15 protein-coding genes are annotated in these 17,674 nt (G+C 34.8%); 8 read left to right on the forward strand and 7 right to left on the reverse strand.

The window, feature by feature from the left end:
* Positions 1-97: 97 nt before the first annotated feature.
* On the forward strand, positions 98-3,640 hold the full coding sequence (locus ABID42_RS22180) for a molybdopterin-dependent oxidoreductase (RefSeq protein WP_367285524.1): 3,543 nt from the start codon (positions 98-100) through the stop codon (positions 3,638-3,640).
* 107 nt (positions 3,641-3,747) lie between these two features.
* Here the strand turns inward: ABID42_RS22180 and ABID42_RS22185 are convergent, their stop codons facing one another.
* Positions 3,748-4,146, reverse strand: a complete 399-nt coding sequence (locus ABID42_RS22185) for a hypothetical protein (RefSeq protein WP_323258431.1) — start codon at positions 4,144-4,146, stop codon at positions 3,748-3,750.
* A 458-nt stretch (positions 4,147-4,604) separates the two neighbouring features.
* Here ABID42_RS22185 and ABID42_RS22190 point away from each other — a divergent pair, with 458 nt between their 5' ends.
* Positions 4,605-6,056, forward strand: a complete 1,452-nt coding sequence (locus tag ABID42_RS22190) for a rubredoxin (RefSeq protein ID WP_323258430.1) — start codon at positions 4,605-4,607, stop codon at positions 6,054-6,056.
* A gap of 78 nt (positions 6,057-6,134) precedes the next feature.
* On the opposite strand, the gene ABID42_RS22195 is transcribed toward ABID42_RS22190, so the two are convergent.
* Positions 6,135-6,614 (reverse strand): hypothetical protein, encoded by a 480-nt coding sequence (locus ABID42_RS22195; protein ID WP_367285525.1) that lies wholly within the window; start codon positions 6,612-6,614, stop codon positions 6,135-6,137.
* A gap of 26 nt (positions 6,615-6,640) precedes the next feature.
* Positions 6,641-7,228, reverse strand: coding sequence for an RNA polymerase sigma factor (locus ABID42_RS22200; protein WP_367285526.1), 588 nt, complete (start codon positions 7,226-7,228; stop codon positions 6,641-6,643).
* Between the two features lie 126 nt (positions 7,229-7,354).
* Between ABID42_RS22200 and ABID42_RS22205 the strand changes: the two genes are divergently transcribed.
* From ABID42_RS22205 to trpB, 4 genes are all read left to right on the forward strand, one after another.
* Entirely contained in the window at positions 7,355-7,738 is a 384-nt protein-coding gene (locus ABID42_RS22205) for a DUF6249 domain-containing protein (protein ID WP_323698499.1), read from the forward strand.
* A 319-nt stretch (positions 7,739-8,057) separates the two neighbouring features.
* The gene (locus ABID42_RS22210) at positions 8,058-8,516 is read left to right on the forward strand and encodes a MaoC family dehydratase (protein ID WP_367285527.1); all 459 of its coding nucleotides are present in this window, start codon (positions 8,058-8,060) and stop codon (positions 8,514-8,516) included.
* Between the two features lie 215 nt (positions 8,517-8,731).
* Positions 8,732-9,379, forward strand: a complete 648-nt coding sequence (locus ABID42_RS22215; protein WP_367285528.1) for a phosphoribosylanthranilate isomerase — start codon at positions 8,732-8,734, stop codon at positions 9,377-9,379.
* On the forward strand, positions 9,376-10,566 hold the full coding sequence (gene trpB / locus ABID42_RS22220; RefSeq protein ID WP_367285529.1) for a tryptophan synthase subunit beta: 1,191 nt from the start codon (positions 9,376-9,378) through the stop codon (positions 10,564-10,566). The genes ABID42_RS22215 and trpB overlap by 4 nt, the downstream gene beginning before the upstream one ends.
* Before the next feature lie 120 nt (positions 10,567-10,686).
* Here trpB and ABID42_RS22225 read toward each other — a convergent pair whose 3' ends face one another.
* Together ABID42_RS22225 and ABID42_RS22230 are read right to left on the reverse strand one after the other, a co-directional pair.
* Positions 10,687-11,196 (reverse strand): KdsC family phosphatase, encoded by a 510-nt coding sequence (locus tag ABID42_RS22225; RefSeq protein WP_367285530.1) that lies wholly within the window; start codon positions 11,194-11,196, stop codon positions 10,687-10,689.
* On the reverse strand, positions 11,193-11,990 hold the full coding sequence (locus ABID42_RS22230) for a Rossmann-like and DUF2520 domain-containing protein (protein WP_367285531.1): 798 nt from the start codon (positions 11,988-11,990) through the stop codon (positions 11,193-11,195). Before ABID42_RS22230 ends, ABID42_RS22225 begins: the two co-directional genes overlap by 4 nt.
* A 135-nt stretch (positions 11,991-12,125) precedes the next feature.
* Between ABID42_RS22230 and ABID42_RS22235 the strand changes: the two genes are divergently transcribed.
* Positions 12,126-12,812 carry a glycosyltransferase family 2 protein gene (locus ABID42_RS22235; RefSeq protein ID WP_367285532.1) on the forward strand — a complete coding sequence of 229 codons (687 nt, stop codon included), beginning with the start codon at positions 12,126-12,128 and terminating at the stop codon, positions 12,810-12,812.
* Positions 12,813-12,814: 2 nt separating this feature from the next.
* Positions 12,815-14,272: a cellulose synthase family protein gene (locus ABID42_RS22240; RefSeq protein WP_367285533.1), complete on the forward strand. Its 1,458-nt coding sequence runs from the start codon at positions 12,815-12,817 to the stop codon at positions 14,270-14,272.
* Between the two features lie 202 nt (positions 14,273-14,474).
* Here the strand turns inward: ABID42_RS22240 and ABID42_RS22245 are convergent, their stop codons facing one another.
* Both ABID42_RS22245 and ABID42_RS22250 read right to left on the reverse strand, forming a co-directional pair.
* On the reverse strand, positions 14,475-14,873 hold the full coding sequence (locus tag ABID42_RS22245) for a hypothetical protein (protein WP_367285534.1): 399 nt from the start codon (positions 14,871-14,873) through the stop codon (positions 14,475-14,477).
* Between the two features lie 40 nt (positions 14,874-14,913).
* Positions 14,914-17,223: a tetratricopeptide repeat protein gene (locus ABID42_RS22250; protein ID WP_367285535.1), complete on the reverse strand. Its 2,310-nt coding sequence runs from the start codon at positions 17,221-17,223 to the stop codon at positions 14,914-14,916.
* Positions 17,224-17,674: the final 451 nt, after the last annotated feature.

Here is a 17,674-nt window from a genome sequence, read left to right on the forward strand (position 1 = left end):
ATGCTTATAAATAGCGTGTTAAGCAGTCTTTTCTTAGGCTTATACTGATAATAGTAAAATTGGAAATTGAAATAAATATTATAAATCGTCAAAAGAAATGAGCAGTAAATCAAATCTTAAAAAGTATAAATCTACCTGCTCGTATTGTGGGGTTGGTTGTGGTGTGGAAGTAACAGATTTAGGCAATGGTAGGCTGCATCTTGAAGGAGACAAAGATCATCCTTCAAGTAAAGGAATGTTATGTTCAAAGGGAATGAACCTGCATTATACAGTAATGGATCAATCAGATAGATTACTGTATCCAGAAATGAGATTCAACCGAAATATGCCATTACAACGAGTATCGTGGGATACTGCCCTCGACCGTACTGCTGCCATTTTCAAAACATTTATTCAAAAATATGGTCCCGACTCTGTCGGTTTTTATGTTTCTGGGCAATGTCTTACAGAAGAATACTACGTAATCAATAAGCTCATCAAAGGCTTTATTGGTTCTAATAATATTGATACCAACTCTCGTCTTTGTATGTCATCGGCGGTGGTTGGTTATAAGCTTACTTTGGGAGAAGATTCTGTTCCTGTTTGTTATGATGATATTGAATTAGCGGATTGTTTTTTTGTAACAGGTGCTAATCCAGCGTGGTGTCATCCTATTATCTGGCGAAGAGTAGAAGCACACAAACAAGCGAATCCAAATGTAAAAATCATTGTGGTTGACCCAAGACGTACTCAAACGGCTAGTCAAGCAGATTTACATTTACAAATTCATCCCGGAACAGACATTACTTTGACCAATGCCATTGGTAGAGTATTGATTGAAAAAAACTGGATTGACCAAGATTTTATAGCTAACAATACTGACGGTTTTGAAGCTTATCAAACACAAGTAATGCAGAAATCGCTTGAAGAATCTGCTTTAATTTGTGGGGTTACGCTTGAAGAAATAACATTAGCGGCACAATATATTCACGAATCAAAAGGCTTTTTATCGATGTGGACAATGGGCTTGAATCAGTCTGTTATCGGTGTGAATAAAAACCTTTCTTTGATTGATTTACATTTAATTACGGGTAAAATTGGTCGTGAAGGAAACGGGCCTTTTTCATTGACTGGTCAGCCTAATGCAATGGGCGGTCGTGAGGTAGGTGGTTTAGCTAATATGCTGCCAGCGCACAGAGATTTATTGAATCCAGCGCACAGAGATGAAGTACAAGCTTTTTGGGGAGGCACAAAAATTTCGGATAAACCAGGTTTTTCCGCAACAGAAATGTTTGAAGCTTTGGCAGATGGACGTATGAAAGCGATTTGGGTAGTTTGCACCAATCCTTTAGTAAGTCTGCCAGATGTTACTTTGGTTGAAAAAGCCTTAGAAAAAGCCAAATTCGTAGTTGTTCAAGATATTTCAAATCGTTCAGATACTATCAAATATGCTGATGTTGTACTTCCTGCGGCTGCATGGCTAGAAAAAGAAGGAACAATGACTAATTCTGAAAGAAGAATTACACACTTACCTAAAGTGCTAGACGCTCCTGGCGAAGCAAAATCAGACACTGAAATTATTAACCTTTTCGCTAATAAAATGGGCTTTGGCGAAGCCTTTAATTACACTTCTCTTTCTGAGGTTTACGACGAACATTGTCGTTCGACTAAAGGAACAAATATTGATATTTCAGGGCTTAATTATGAGATTTTAAAAGAGAATAGAAGCATTCAATGGCCATATCCTGCTAATGCTGAATCTGTTGGAAAATCTTTTAAGGAGTCCGGAACAAGACGCTTGTTTACAGACGGCAAGTTCTACACCTTAAATCAAAAAGCAAAAATTCATGCAGTACCAGATGAAAACCACTCTGAAAGCCTGAATGAAGATTTTCCTTTGGTAATGACTACTGGTCGTATTCGTGACCAATGGCATACCATGACTAAAACTGGGAAAGTAAATAAGCTCAATCAACACATTGCTCAACCTTATCTGGAAATTCATCCAGAAGATGCACAAGAAAGACAAATTTCTGATAATCAAATTGTTGAAATTGTTGGTCGTCGTGGAAAAGCACAAGTAAAAGCCAAAGTTACTACGGATGTTAAAAAAGGCGTTTGTTTTATGCCGATGCACTTCGGTAGAATTTTAGGAAGCGATTTTGGTAGAACAAACAATTTAACCAATAGTTTATACGACCCACGTTCAAAAGAACCAGATTTTAAATTCACGGCGGTAGAAGTAAGAGCTTATGTAAAACCACACGAAAAAATTATCATTATCGGTGCGGGTTCTGCGGGTTTAGGCTTCATTAAATCTTATCGTGAGCTTAATCAAACGGATGAAATTCACGTTTTTTCAAAAGAAATCTATCCTTTTTACAACAGAGTAATGTTGCCAGATTATATTTCTGGCGCTCAGGATTGGTCGCAATTGGTAAAATTGCGTGAAGATCAATTTACAGAATCGAACATTCATGTTCATAAAGGCATTGAAGTCGTAAATATCGACCGTAAAAATAAAACCATTGTTGACTCAGAAGGAAACGAGCATACTTATGATAGATTGATTCTAGGAATGGGTTCAAGAGCATTTATGCCACCTTCTATTCCAAAAATTCCGGGAATTTTCAATATGCGTTCACGTATTGATGCCGATAGTTTAATGCCATTTTTAAAACAAGATAATCCACATGCTTTAATTGTTGGTGGAGGTTTATTGGGGCTTGAATTGGCAGCTTCTTTGCGTGAAATCAATGTAAAAGTAACGATTGTTCAACGCATTAGCCGTTTTATGGATAGACAATTAGACCCACTAGGCTCTGAATTGTTGACTGAAGAAATATTAAACTTAGGCATTGATGTTTATTTCAATGATGAAGTATCTGCTTTTTATGGTACAGATAAATTTGAAGGCGTTCGTTTAAAATCAGGTAGAAAAATTGATGCACAAGTAGCTGTTTTTGCCATTGGTACTTCTCCAAATGTTGAAATTGCTCGTGCCGCTGGCATTGAAGTAAATCGTGGAGTTGTGGTGAATGATTATCTACAAACATCCGACGAAAGTATTTTTGCCGCAGGGGAAATCGCTCAATGGCGTGGACAAATGTGGGGAATTACAGCCGCCGCCGAACAACAAGCAGATATCATTGCAAAATATATTGCAGGCGATTTTGCTAGTTATTACAAAGGCTCGCTTTCGATGAACATCATGAAAATACAAGGAGTACAATTATGTTCTTTAGGAATGATTGATACGCCTAAATCACCTGATTACGAGGAGATTATTTTCATTGATAAAGCAAAACGCTATTATAAAAAATGTATCATTCATAATGATAAATTGGTTGGAGCGATTTTGATTGGCGATAAATCTGAATTCTTAGAGTTTAAAGATTTAATTGCCAATGGCATAGAATTATCCGACAAACGTTTAGAATTATTAAGAAGTGGCAAAAAAGCTGACCCAGTAATGGGAAAATTGGTTTGTTCTTGTAATAATGTAGGCGAAGGAAATTTGAAAAGTACCATTGCAAGCGGTTGTAAAGATTTCACAGCTTTGTGTTCACAGACGGGAGCTGGAATGGGTTGCGGAAGTTGCCGACCAGAAGTAAGAGCTATTTTAGAGAATGCTTTAAAAGAGGCTTTGGTAGAAGCTTAATTTTAAATTTGACATAAAAATAGGGAAGTTATCGTTAGACAGACTTCCCTAAATTCATTGTACAGAGGTTAAAAAACTGTTTTGCCATAGTCGTTAATGTTTTAAGATTAACGGATAGCTACAACTACGTCACGGTTTGTGATAAGATTTGTTTTGATCTCAAAAGATTTTGATTCAACAACATTTACATTTTGGCTGATAACTTCGATAGTATATTTTCCATCTGCTAAGCTAGAGAAATCGAAAGTTTTAGCGAATTTACCACCTTTAGTATCAACATATTCACGGTGAATTTCGTTTTTGTCAGCATCTGTAACTACAACTACAACTTTTTTGCTTGCTACGTTGTCAACCCAAACATTGAAGCTTAATGAGTTATTTACTTGAGCAATTTTGCTTTTTACAAGGCTAGCTGATTCGTCGAAGTTTGAAGCGAAAGTATTTACGTTTGATAAGCAAACCATAGTAACTGCTACGATAAATGCTTTAACTGTGTTCTTTTTCATGACTTTATTATTTAATTGTTATTAATGATGAAATTTATTAAAAGGATAATTTGTATTTTTCTAAGAATTTATTTTTCTGTATTAAAAGTATTTTCTATTTGGACGTCACTTAATAAAAGATGCTTTCGTTTGAAAAAGGAAATTGATTTTAATTTTCAACTCAGCGCTTAGAATTTTATCCGTGTCATTCGTTTGACGATGTAAACTTAGAAAAGGATTTTGATATGTCAATCATGAAGAAGCAATTATTTTCACTTTTTCAAGAAAGTTCCTCTAAAAAAAATCATATTTATAGGAATAATACAATTTGACAAATCACATTTATATAAAATATTAAAATAGTTATACGAAGATTTTACTTATAATACGCATTTGATTTTCAGTATATTAAGTATAAATCACTATGATGTTACGCTAATTATTTATATATTTGATAAATTATTTAAATGATATTCAACATGAAAGATTACTCACTACTTAAAATAAATCTAACTGGTGGAATTGTTTCGCCAGGCACTTTACAAAGTATTCTTTTAGCAGCAAAATCAGCAGGAGTTAGAGAAGTAAGGTTCGGAGCAAGGCAACAATTGTTGATGTATGTTAAATCAGAAATTGTTCGAGGAAGTAGTATATTAGAATTTAAGAAAAAATTGTACGAAACTAATATTTCTTTCGAAGAAGATACAGATAAAAAACCTAATATTATTTCTTCGTATTGTGCAGAAGAAGTTTTTCCGACAGGGCAGTGGATTTCAGAAGGAATTTATAGAGATATTTTTGATGGTTTTGATTACGAACCCCAGCTAAAAGTCAATATTTCAGACTCTCAGCAATCTTTCACACCATTTTTTACGGGTAATTTGAATTTCATCGCCTCAACCATTCAGAATTTCTGGTATTTGTATGTGCGTTTTAAGCAATCGAACAAAGTTTTTCGCTTTCCGATTTTGATTTATACTTTAGAAATCCCCAAAGTATGTAAGCGCATAGAAGAAGTAATTTTGAATGCTGGCGAGATGGACGAAAATGAAGTTTATGAAAAAGTAATTGCTAAAGGAGAAATTATTTCACAAGTAATCCTTGAAGAGCTAGTATTGCCTAAATTTTCATTACCTTATTACGAAGGCTTTAACCGTTACGGAGAAAAAACTTGGTTAGGAATTTATAGAAGAAATGAAACCTTCCCGATAGAGTTTTTATCTGAAATTTGCGAATTATGTCTTGAAACCAAAGTTGGTCAAATTTGTACAACGCCTTGGAAGTCATTGATTATCAAAGGAATTGAAAATAAGCATAGAAACCTTTGGGACAAACTATTAGGTAAGTACGGCATCAACGTTCGTCATGCTGCTAATGAATTGAACTGGCAAGTAGAAGATTTATCACCAGAAGGCTTATCATTGAAAAAAGCCATTATTCGTGAATTTGATGATGAAGATGTGCGTACTTTTGGTTTAAGTTTTGCTATTCAGACACGTTCAAAGTCGGAAGTATTTGGTTCGGTAGTTATTAAGAAAAGAAAGATTTTTGCGGGGATTTCACACGTATTTGATATTTATCATACGGTTGATTTTAACCCGAACAATCGTACTTTAACTTTATTTGAGAAAGGTGTAAACAGAGCGCACGTTCCTGAAATTTTGCAACGTTTATCAAAACGCTTCTATGCAGTTAAGAAAGTAGATACAACAGTAGTGAAAAAGGCGACTTTAAATAAAGAAGAAACAGAAGTAGAATTACATCAATGTAAAACTTGCTTTACCATTTATGATAGTCGTTTTGGTGATGCTGTCAATGGTATTGCGGCAGGAGTAAAATTCTCGGAATTACCAGCTGATTATTGTTGCCCAATGTGCGAAAGCGAAAAAAGCGAATTTGAAGCAGTGAAAGCAGATAAGTTATTGGTATAAAGTATTTAAGCTTAAAATAAAAAGGAGTCTTTGTCCCGCACAAAGACTCCTTTTTTATGGAGAATACGAAGCTTTAACTTAAAAACTTCCAACATGAAAGCGTTTCTCAAAATAAGGTTTCAAGAATTTTTTGTCGATAAACTTTAGTAAAACCAATGTGTTAATCGTCAATAATCCATTGATAAAAAATTTATTTTGAAGAATATTCAAAACAGGATTCAAATTAACTTTCATCGTAGAAGGACTACTCAAAGAAAACACCATCATTAATGAAAGGATAAGGACAATGCCAGCACCAATTAAAAAGTAAAAAGGCAATTTACTCGTCTTTCTTTCAAGTACTTCTGCTTGTGCCAACTCCCATTTATCCATTAATTTATCGGTAAAATTAACGGCAGTTTTTTCAACAGGTATTGCTTCGAGCAAAGCGTGCGTTTCTGCATACTCTTGAAAAAGAGAACGATAGGCTTCGTCGCTTAACAATAGATTTTGATGGCGGATAATTGTTTCCTCAGAAGCAATTCCATCAAGAATGTCAAAAATCTCTTCGTCTTTCATATTATTGTTCGTTTGAAAAATCAAACTTATATTAATGTTCTTACTTCATTTCCTAAAATCCTTTTCATTTCTTCAGCTAATCGTTTTCTGGCTCTGCAAAGTTTTACTTTGGCTGTTTCGGCAGAAATTCCAACGATTTGAGCGATTTCTTCTAATGATTGTTCTTTCAAATAAAAGAGGGTTATCATCGTAACATCGTCGGTAGAAAGCTGGTTCAAGGCTTTTTGAATATACTTTTTTTGTTCATTTACTTTTAAATTATCGCTTGTATCAGCTGGTGCTTGTTGGGCAGCTTCCGAAATACTGATGTCTTCTGCCACAAGACTTTTTTTCCGTTTAAACATCAAAGCAGCATTAAATACAATTCTGTAGAACCAAGTAGTGAATTTTGCTTCTTGATTAAAACTCGGCAAAGCATGAAAAGCTTGCATAAAAGCATCTTGAGAAACCTCTTCGGCATCTTCACGTGTGCCTACAATTTTGTATGCAACCGTAAAGGCATAATCTTTATGGCGATTGGCAAGCTCTCTATAGCCCGACTGGTCGCCTGTTAATATGCGTTGGATGATTTGATTATCTGTTTCTTTGGTTTTCACATGGATAGGATGCAACAATAGTTGAAAAGGTTACAACAAGATAAACATTTTTTATTTTTAAAAATACCTGTAACCTCAAACAAGTTTATCACATCATATCGGCAAGATTTTAAAAATTCACGAAAACAAAAACTTTTTTATAACATGGAAAATTTAGATAGCTTAGTTCCAATTGTAGGAATTATGGTGCCAATTGTTGCAATTATCAGCACCTTCACAATGATTGTATTTTTACGTAAATACGATAATGACGAAAAAATGGCAATGATTGCCAAAGGAATCGCTCCACCTGAAAAAAGCACTAAAAACTATAATGTAAACCCAAGCCATTCATTACGTTGGGGCTTTGTTTTAATTGGTTTTGGTATTGGTTTATTGATGGGAAGCCTGTTGGAAAGCGTATTGAATGTTGATGATGATGTAGCACACTTTTCAATGATTTTCATTTTTGGAGGTTTGGGATTGTTGGTTTCTTACTTCTATCAAATGAAACTCAATCAAAAAAACTTACCTGATAATAAAGAGTAAAATCTAATAATTTTCTTTCCCAAGGTCCTCAAAATTCAATTTTGGGGACTTTTATTTTTGTCAAAAACATTTTAACATTTCGTTAACAAGTTTTAACATTTTATTGAGAAATACCATCAAGTTTTTGTCGTTATTTTGACACAACAAATCAGCAATAATACTTTGATTATCAATAAAAGTACATTTTAAGCGTGTCACTCAGATTCGAACTTTTAGCCTCTAGCAATATGGAGCCTCCAACCTACGGGAACGGAGGCTTTTTTATTGTTCATTCAAAAGCCGTAAATTGTGGGCATCATGTTCAACTCAAATATTCACAATGGTAATTTTTAAAGACCTTCAAGCGCTAAAAAATAGCATCGGTACAGAAATAGGAACAACCGAATTTACAACGATTACTCAGGAAATGATTAATGATTTTGCGAAAGCAACACATGATTTTCAGTGGATTCACGTGGATGAAGCTATGGCAAAGAAGTACTCTCCTTTTCAGCAAACTGTAGCGCATGGTTTTCTGACTTTGGCATTAGCACCTAAATTTATAGCAGAGCTTTTCAAAGTAGAATCTGTAAAAATGGGTTTGAATTATGGAGCCAATAAAATACGTTTTACTGCTGCTGTTCCTGCGGGAAGTAAAGTAAGTATGAAAGCTAATATTTTAGAAGCTGAAGAAGTACAACCCAAGGGTTTGAAAGTAACGATGAATTGTATTTTTGAAATTGAAGGAGAAACAAAACCTGTCTGCATTGCCGAGTTGATTTCTGTATTTTATGAGTAAGTAATACAGAGAAAGCAAATGTAGTAGTTTAGAAGAAAAGAAAAACCTTCTTGATAAACACTGAGTTTCGGTATTATAATTCAAGTTTATGCGAAAAAATAGATGAATGTTCTGTGATTCTCTCAATTTTTGAGTAATAAAAATCCCTGATTTTCACTAACTTTGTTATTAATCAAGCATAAATAGAATAATAATTAATTGACCACTTCAAAGATATGAGACTAAAAGTTTGTGGAATGCGTAACTCTGATAATATCAAAGAGTTATTAGAACTAGGACCCGACTATATGGGTTTTATTTTTTATGAAAAATCAAGCCGTTTTGTAGGAGAAGAATTAGACGAAGAATTGCTAAAATCATTTCCACATACGGTAAAAAAAGTAGGTGTTTTTGTGAATGCAACGCAAGCATATATTTTGGATAAAGTGAAAAAGTATGCTTTAGATTATGTGCAGTTACATGGTGAAGAAATGCCCGATTTTTGTAGAAACCTCAAATTTAAAGGAGTAAATATCATCAAAGCTTTCTCGGTCGATAATCAATTCAATTTTGGTAAACTACTCAATTTTAAACCCTATTGCGATTACTTTTTATTTGATACCAAAGGGGATTTGAAAGGAGGCAACGGTATTACGTTCGATTGGTCGGTTTTACGCCGATATGATAACGATAAACCATTTTTTTTGGCCGGGGGCATAGATTTAGATAATGCCGCCCAAGCTAGGGAGTTAGCAGGCTTAAAGATTCATTCGCTGGATGTAAACAGTAAATTTGAAATAGCACCAGCGTTGAAAGACATAGAGAAATTAAGTGAATTAATGAAAATAGTAAAACCAACAGAAGCAATCTTAACATCAATATGATAGCACCAGAAATATATAACGTAAACGAAAAAGGATATTACGGACAATTTGGTGGAGCATTTATTCCTGAAATGTTGTATCCCAACGTGGAAGAATTAAGAGTCTCTTATCTCAGTATCATGGAAGAGCCTTCTTTCAAAGAAGAATTTAATGCTCTTTTGAAAGATTATGTAGGTCGTCCTACTCCTTTATTTTTGGCAAAACGTCTTTCTGAAAAATATAATACAACGGTTTATTTAAAAAGAGAAGACCTTTGCCATACGGGTGCTCACAAAGTAAACAATACCATCGGGCAAATATTAATGGCAAAGCGTTTGGGCAAACATAAAATTGTTGCTGAAACAGGTGCTGGTCAACACGGAGTGGCTACTGCTACCGTTTGTGCTTTAATGGGCTTAGAATGTATCGTTTATATGGGCGAAATAGATATTCAGCGTCAGGCACCAAACGTTGCACGTATGAAAATGCTAGGAGCAAAAGTAGTACCAGCAACTAGCGGTTCAAAAACATTAAAAGATGCTACCAACGAAGCCATGCGTCACTGGATTAATAATCCTGTTGATACGCATTATATCATTGGTTCGGTAGTGGGTCCTCACCCCTATCCAGATATGGTTGCTCGTTTTCAGTCGGTGATTTCCGAAGAAATTAAATGGCAGTTAGAAGGGAAAACAGGTAAAACAAATCCAGATTATGTAATTGCTTGCGTAGGTGGAGGTTCTAATGCGGCGGGTGCGTTTTATCATTTCTTACACGATGAAGAAACAAAATTAATTGCAGCAGAAGCAGCAGGTCATGGTATTAATTCTGGCATGTCAGCAGCAACTACTTTCTTAGGGAAACCAGGAGTTTTGCATGGAAGCAGAAGTATTTTAATGCAAACAGAAGATGGACAAGTAGTTGAACCACATTCTATTTCAGCAGGTTTGGATTATCCGGGAATTGGACCAATGCACGCTCATTTGTTTGAAAGTAAAAGAGCTACCTTCTTTGACGTTACAGACCAAGAAGCAATTGATGCAGCAATGGAGCTTTCTTTATTAGAAGGAATTATTCCAGCGTTAGAATCAGCACATGCTTTGGCAGTTTTACCAAAATTAGGCGCAAAACCTGATGAAGTAGTAGTAATCAATCTTTCTGGACGTGGCGATAAAGATTTAGAAACATATCAAAAGCATGTCAAATAATTGATTAGTAGTTTTTTAGTAATAAAAAGGCTTTCTCTGTTTTCAGGGAAAGCCTTTTTAATTATTAATTCATATAATTCATATCGCTCAAATCTAATCACTCATAGCTACAAGCTAATCCTAAAACATCAACCACTCTCCTTTTGCACGCATTACTTGCTCAATAACATCTCTTACAGCACCCTTTCCTCCTTTTTGTGGAGAAACATAATTGGCGATGGATAGAATCTCTTCACAGGCATCAGCAGGACAAGTAGCAAAAATATCAGGACGAAGCATTACTTCATAATCGGGCAAATCGTCGCCCATGTATAAAATATTCTCTTCTGGAATTTCTACATTAGCAAGCCAATCTTGATAAATCTGTAATTTACTTTTTCCACCAGAACCCATAAAGACATAATGAATTTTCAGGTTCTGTAATCTTTTGCGTACACCTTCGTGTTTTCCGCCAGTAATCACACAAATACGATAACCAGCCTGTACCGCTCGTTCGATGGCATAACCATCTCTGATATGGAAAGTACGATAATGTTCGCCAGTTTCAAGTACATGCACCGAACCGTCGGTCATAACACCATCAATATCAAAGACGAAAGTGGTAATTTTTTTAAAAGCTTCTAAATTCATTTGTCTCTTTGATGAGCAATCCCTTCGGATAAAGCTCGATAAATATGTTGATAGTCGGGCTGTTGTTTCAAGAAAAGTAAATGTTGATTAAGGATTTTTTGATCGCCCCGAACGGCAGGCCCTGTTTGTACTTTAAAAATGCTCTTAGCATCTATGGCTTTTTTGAAAGTTTCTTTAATTAGCGGTTTTAATAATTCAAACTCTAAATCGTTTTCTTCTAGTAGTTCTTGAGCAATTCCTAAGAGGTGATTGGTGAAGTTACAAGCAAATACTGCTGAGACATGAAGTATCCTTCTTTCTTCTGAATTAACAGCATAAGTAATGTCTGAAAGTTCTTGACCAAGAGTTATCAACATGTTTTCCACAGTCTCATTTTCGGATTCAATACAGATAGGAATTGTATTAAAATCCACGTGAAACGTTTTAGAGAAGGTCTGAACAGGGTAAAATACTCCAGTTTTGATAGGAATATCGCTATAAACACGGAGCAATTCATCCATATCGTGGAGCGACTTACTCCCAGAAGTGTGGATAAGTATTGCATCTAGTGGAAGCATCAAATGTTTAATAACTTCGGCAATAGCATCATCAGAAACGCAAAGAAAAAATAATTGAGCATTGGAATTTCTAAAGTCCAATGAATCATGGGCGTTTGCATTGTAAAGCACTTTTGTAAGTGCCTCAGTATGTTTAGGGTTACGGCTATATACTTCCTCTACACTATGACCTATGTTTTCTAGTGCTTGAGATAGATGCCAAGCTACGTTTCCAGAACCAATAAATGAAATTTTCAAGATATGTTATTGTGATTAGTGTAGTAGTTGGCGGTTATACTACAGTCAATTAGATAGACAACTCATAATTTAACACAATATTAATCAAGGAAATCCTAAAAAAACTCAATTTTCAAGGTTTATCTTTGTAATACCATGAAAAAAATAGTTGTCATTATTCCTGCTTTTAACGAAGAAAATGCGGTTGGGATTGTAATTCGTGAAATTCCTAAGCACTTGGTCGCTGAAATCATTGTTGTAAATAATAATTCTAATGACCAAACTGCCCAAATTGCCAAAGAAGCCGGAGCAACAGTGTTAAACGAAAACCGACAAGGTTACGGCTGGGCTTGTTTGAAGGGAATTGACTATTGTAAACAGCAAAACATCTTGCCAGATATTGTGGTTTTTATGGATGCTGACCATTCTGATTATCCAGAAGAAATGTCGGCAGTAATTAAACCTATTATCGAACAAAATTTTGACATGGTAATTGGTTCGAGAGCTTTAGGAAAACGAGAAAGAGGCTCAATGACTCCACAACAAATTTTTGGTAATTGGCTTGCTACCAATCTTATAAAAATATTTTACGGGGTTATTTATACAGATTTAGGACCTTTCAGAGCGATTACTTTTGAAAAGCTCATTGCCATGAAAATGCAAGACACTACTTATGGCTGGACGGTAGAAATGCAATTGAAAGCCGCCAAAATGAAGCTAAAAGTGGTTGAAGTACCCGTTAATTATCGCTCAAGAATTGGAGTTTCTAAAGTTTCTGGAACGCTGAAAGGGACAATCATGGCGGGATATAAAATTTTAAGTTGGATTTTTAAGTATCTATAATTTTGGACAAACTCATCATTATTCTCTATACAATTCCCCTCTTATTTGTTTTCTGTTATAGTCTCATACAGCTTGATTTAGTACGTTTATATCTTTTGGCGCATAGGAAAATACAAAGTATTTCAGCAAACAATCAGTCTTCCCAACCATTTATAACGATTCAATTACCCATTTTTAATGAGCTTTATGTCGTAGAATGTTTGATTGATGCCGTTTGTACAATCAACTATCCTAAAGAATGCCTAGAAATTCAAATTTTAGACGATTCTACCGACGAAACCACTGAAATAATCTCGGAAAGGATAAAATACTACCAAAATTTGGGTTTTGACCTTGTTCATATCAGGCGAAATAATCGTGTTGGATTTAAAGCGGGTGCTTTGGCAGAAGGATTATTGATTGCCAAAGGTGAATTCATTGCCATTTTTGATGCCGATTTTCTGCCTGATAAAACCTTTTTAGAAAAGACAATCCCATACTTTCAAGATACAAAGATTGGAATGGTACAAACACATTGGACGCACCTCAATCGAAACTTTTCGATGATTACCGATTTGCAAGCTTTTGGTTTAGATGCACATTTCAGTGTAGAGCAAGTGGGGAGGAATTTTGGCGGGCATTTTATCAACTTTAACGGAACTGCGGGTATTTGGAGAAAAAATACCATCAATGATGCAGGCGGATGGTCGGCAGATACCCTTACAGAAGACCTAGATTTAAGTTATCGGGCGCAATTGAAAGGTTGGAAATTTCATTATTTAGAAGCATTAGCCTCTCCCGCAGAATTACCCATTGAAATGAATGCCCTGAAAACCCAACAAAGACGTTGGTCGAAGGGTGCGGCAGAATGTGCTCGCAAACATTTATGGAATGTCTTGAAGGCTACAAATATTTCATTCACTACTAAAATTCACGCCTTTTTTCACCTCTTGAACTCAGCCGCTTTTATTTGTATGTTGACCTTATCGGTGCTGAGTGTAGCCATTCAAAGTAATGTTAAAAGTTCAAATCAATACCATTTTTACTTTCAGTTGATTGGCTTTTTCCAGATAAGCTTAGTGTTTTTAGCCATTTTTTATTGGTTTGGAAACCGAAAGTTTGTCCATTTTGCTGTCTTTTTGATAAAATTTCCTTTGTTTCTATCTTTTATGATGGGGCTTTCGCTACATAATTCTTTAGCAGTACTAGAAGGCTATTTTGGTAGAAAAACACCATTTGTGCGTACTCCTAAGTTTAATATTGTCAACCAAAGTACATCGTGGACAAGTAACAAATACCTATCAGGCACCATCAGCAGTTTAACCATCATAGAATTGTTTTTGATGCTATTTTTCGGCTGGGCATCTTGGCGAGACTGGCAATTTCAGGACTATCAATTAATGTTTTTCCACACGATGTTTACCTTCGGTTTTGCTTCCGTAAGTCTGCTTTCTATTTTCCATCAACTCATCCGAAAGTAAAAAAGCTTAAAACACAAACCTACTATTCCTACAAATCTTAGCCAAAGTTATCGCTTTTTGCAAGGATGTGAATAGCTCCAATCTCCTCTTATTTCAATTTGCGGGTTTTATATTGAAATTGCGTTAAAAAGATAGCTTGTTGGTTCTTTTTGATGGATTTGGCTATGAAAAAGAGGGGTTGGCGGGTTGCTTAGAGGGTTGGCTAGCCTTTGTTGATAGCAATATTGCCTCCACTAATACCTTGAAAACTATAATTTCCATCACCTGTTACAGTCATTGTGTTGGTATTAGTGTTGCCAGTTTTTGTTGCAATAATTTGTGCCATTTCTTGTAGCCATTTTTTAGCTTCTGGATTATCTTCTATTTCCGAAGCGATGGCAGCTTTTACAGCTTCTTGCTTGGCTTGGCTATCGGGGTTTTCTTTTAGTTTCTGAATAATTTTCTCCTCAGAACCATCTTCTTTTAAAAAGATAGGACGTATCCAATTGACAGTAGCTTCTGTAAAATCATCAAAAAAGGTTTTTACAGATTGATTATCTTTCAATTTTGTTGCAAGGTAAGTAACTATACTGGCGATGGCAGTTGTAGTAATGGGTTCCATAACACATCTTTTTTAAAATTGAATAGTTTATTTTTAAAATTTATTTGTCTTTTATTTTATCTTTTTGCCGAACAGATTCTAAATTTATCCTGACAATCCTAGTTTTAGGATGCAGTTCACCTAAATGATTTTGAACTATCCTATAAGCTTTTTCTAATAAGACGATAGCTCTTTTATATTCTCCTAAATCTGTAAGGACAAACCCTAAATTAGAGTATGCTCCTGCTGTACTAAGATGCTCTAGTCCGAAGTTTTTCCCATTTGAACTCAAAACTTTCTCTAATAATGCTTTAGCACCAGAATAATCCCCTAAGTCTTTGAGTACTAATCCTAAATTTGAGTAAATAATTACCGTATTAGGGTGTTCTGCTCCAAAGGTTTTGCCGTTGGACACCAGAGCTTTTTCCAATAATGCTTTAGCACCAACATAATCTCCTAAATCTTGAAGGACTAATGCTAAATTTGAGTAATCCCTTGCCGTACTTGGATGACCAGCACCAAAGTTTTTTTCATCTGAACTCAAAGCCTTTTCCAATAATGCTTTAGCACCAATATAATCCCTTAAATCTTGAAGGACTGTTGCCAAATTTGAATAAATAACTGCCGTATATGGATGAGCTTCTCCAAAATTATTCTCTGATGAACTCAAAGCCTTTTTCAATAAATGTTTAGCTCCTTTATAATCCCCTAAATTTTGAAGGATTATTGCCAAATTAGAGTAAGTTCTTGCTGTATTGGGATGGGCTTCTCCAAAGTTCTTTTCATCCAAACTCAAAGCCTTTTCCAATAAATGTTTAGCTCCTTTATAATCCCCTAAATTTTGAAGGACTGTTGCCAAATTAGAGTAAGTTTTTGCTGTATTGGGATGAGCTTCTCCAAAATTCTGTTCAATAGAACTTAAAGCTTTTTTAAATATTTTTTTAGCTCCTTCATAATCTCCTAAATCCTGAAGAACTAATGCCAAATTTGAGTAACATATTGCTGTAAAAAGATGCTCTGCTCCAAAGTTTTTTTCATTAGAAATTAGAGCTTTTTCTAATAATGCTTTAGCTTCAACATAATCACCTAAAGCTTGATGTGCTGTTGCCAAATTTGAGTAAATCTTTGCAGTACTTGGGTGATCTGCTCCAAAGTTTTTCTCATCTGAAATTAGTGCTTTTTCTAATAAATGTTTAGCCTCTTTATAATCTCCTAAATCTTGCAGGACTAATGACAAATTATTTTGCAATTTTGAAACCTCTGGAGTTGTTTCTTTTTGAAAAATAGACTCTAATGTTTTGCCAAAATCAATCCATTGAAATTTATCCACAGGATTGTCTTTGGTTTCGTCTATTGATAGCTTTTGGTTGATATTATCCAATAAAATTTTAACATCATTTATACCAAGTTCTAATTTCATGCGAGCCACTTCTGTTACAATAATGTGCATTTTATAGCTATCTGCTTCTTGGTTTTTTAGTATCCAACCTTTATCTACTAAGTTTTCTAAAGTTTCTGATAAAAACGCTTCTTTCTCACTTTCTTGTTGATAAATCAATCCTTTTATTAAATCATAAGTATGAAAATCAGTGGGTAAGCAGACGAACTGTTTCATTAACCATTCTTCCGTACTTGATAAATCACTTAAATTGAAAATAGAAGAGAGATAAGAAAATATTTTATCTATTTTTCCTTGATTGTGCTGGATATATACACCTGCTCTAATGTCATTATCAATGGCATTTTGTAATGTTTCAATATTGACACGTTGTAATTGAGCCGTTTTGGCTAAAATCTCAATGGTTAAAGTATGGTAGTCAATGGTTTGTAAAAGCTTTTCAATGGCTTTAACATCTGTAATCCTTGTACAATGCTTTTGAAATAGCAAAAGGGCTTTATCTGGTTTGAGAAAACCAATTGCTTTGCTTTCAAAACCTTCAATTTGTTCACGAGAAGTAACTAATACATGCCAATTGGGTTGCTGAGGAAGTTTATTATAAAAATCAGATAAAATAGCATCGGCATTGTCGAGGATAAGTAAATTGGGTTGAGTATTAAGGGCTTTTAAGTCGTACAATAATTCATGGAAAATATCCGTCAACTCTTTCCCTTCGGTTTTAATACCAAAGGTTTTGTCTAATAGCACCGCATTGATAAAATCGCTTTCTAAAGAAGAACCGCTCACACTTATCCATGCAAGATGTTGATACTGTTCAGCATATTTTGTTAAATAAGCTTGGCTTAAAGTAGTTTTCCCAATACCACCCAAACCATTTACCAATACCACTTGCTTGTGTTCAAAAAGGGATTGATGTAGGTCTGCTATTTCTTCTTCACGCCCAATCACATCCTTTAAATTAAGCTTAGGCATCCGTATTGTTAATTGTTTGGGAAGTTTTGGTTTGGAGTGCTGATGTATGTTGACAGTTGAGTCTTTTATATCTTGGAGGATGATATTATTATTGCCATGATTGTTAATAGAATTTCCCATGAATCTAAATAGAAAAGTGTGAGCTTGTGTAAGACAGTTGGTATATCAAATGTAGCCTTTTTGATAAGTAAATCAAAGCTTGTGTAACGTTCACAATAGTTGATTCCTGAACTTATTATTACTCATTCTAAAAATGAATATTAATTAATCAAGAGAGTCTAAAATTTATATTAGTAATGATGAATAATTATGTTTTCTCCCTCTAAATTTTAGGCGTTTAGAAACTCGCCCTACGGTTGAGTCTGTTCACCGAACTGTGTCAGTTTAAATTTAAGTTTATTTTTTTACTTTTACTCAGACACACTTTATTATGGAGACTCCTGACAATTTT

The organism is Arcicella rosea (genome assembly GCF_040543805.1).
Taxonomy (GTDB): Bacteria; Bacteroidota; Bacteroidia; order Cytophagales; family Spirosomataceae; genus Arcicella; species Arcicella rosea.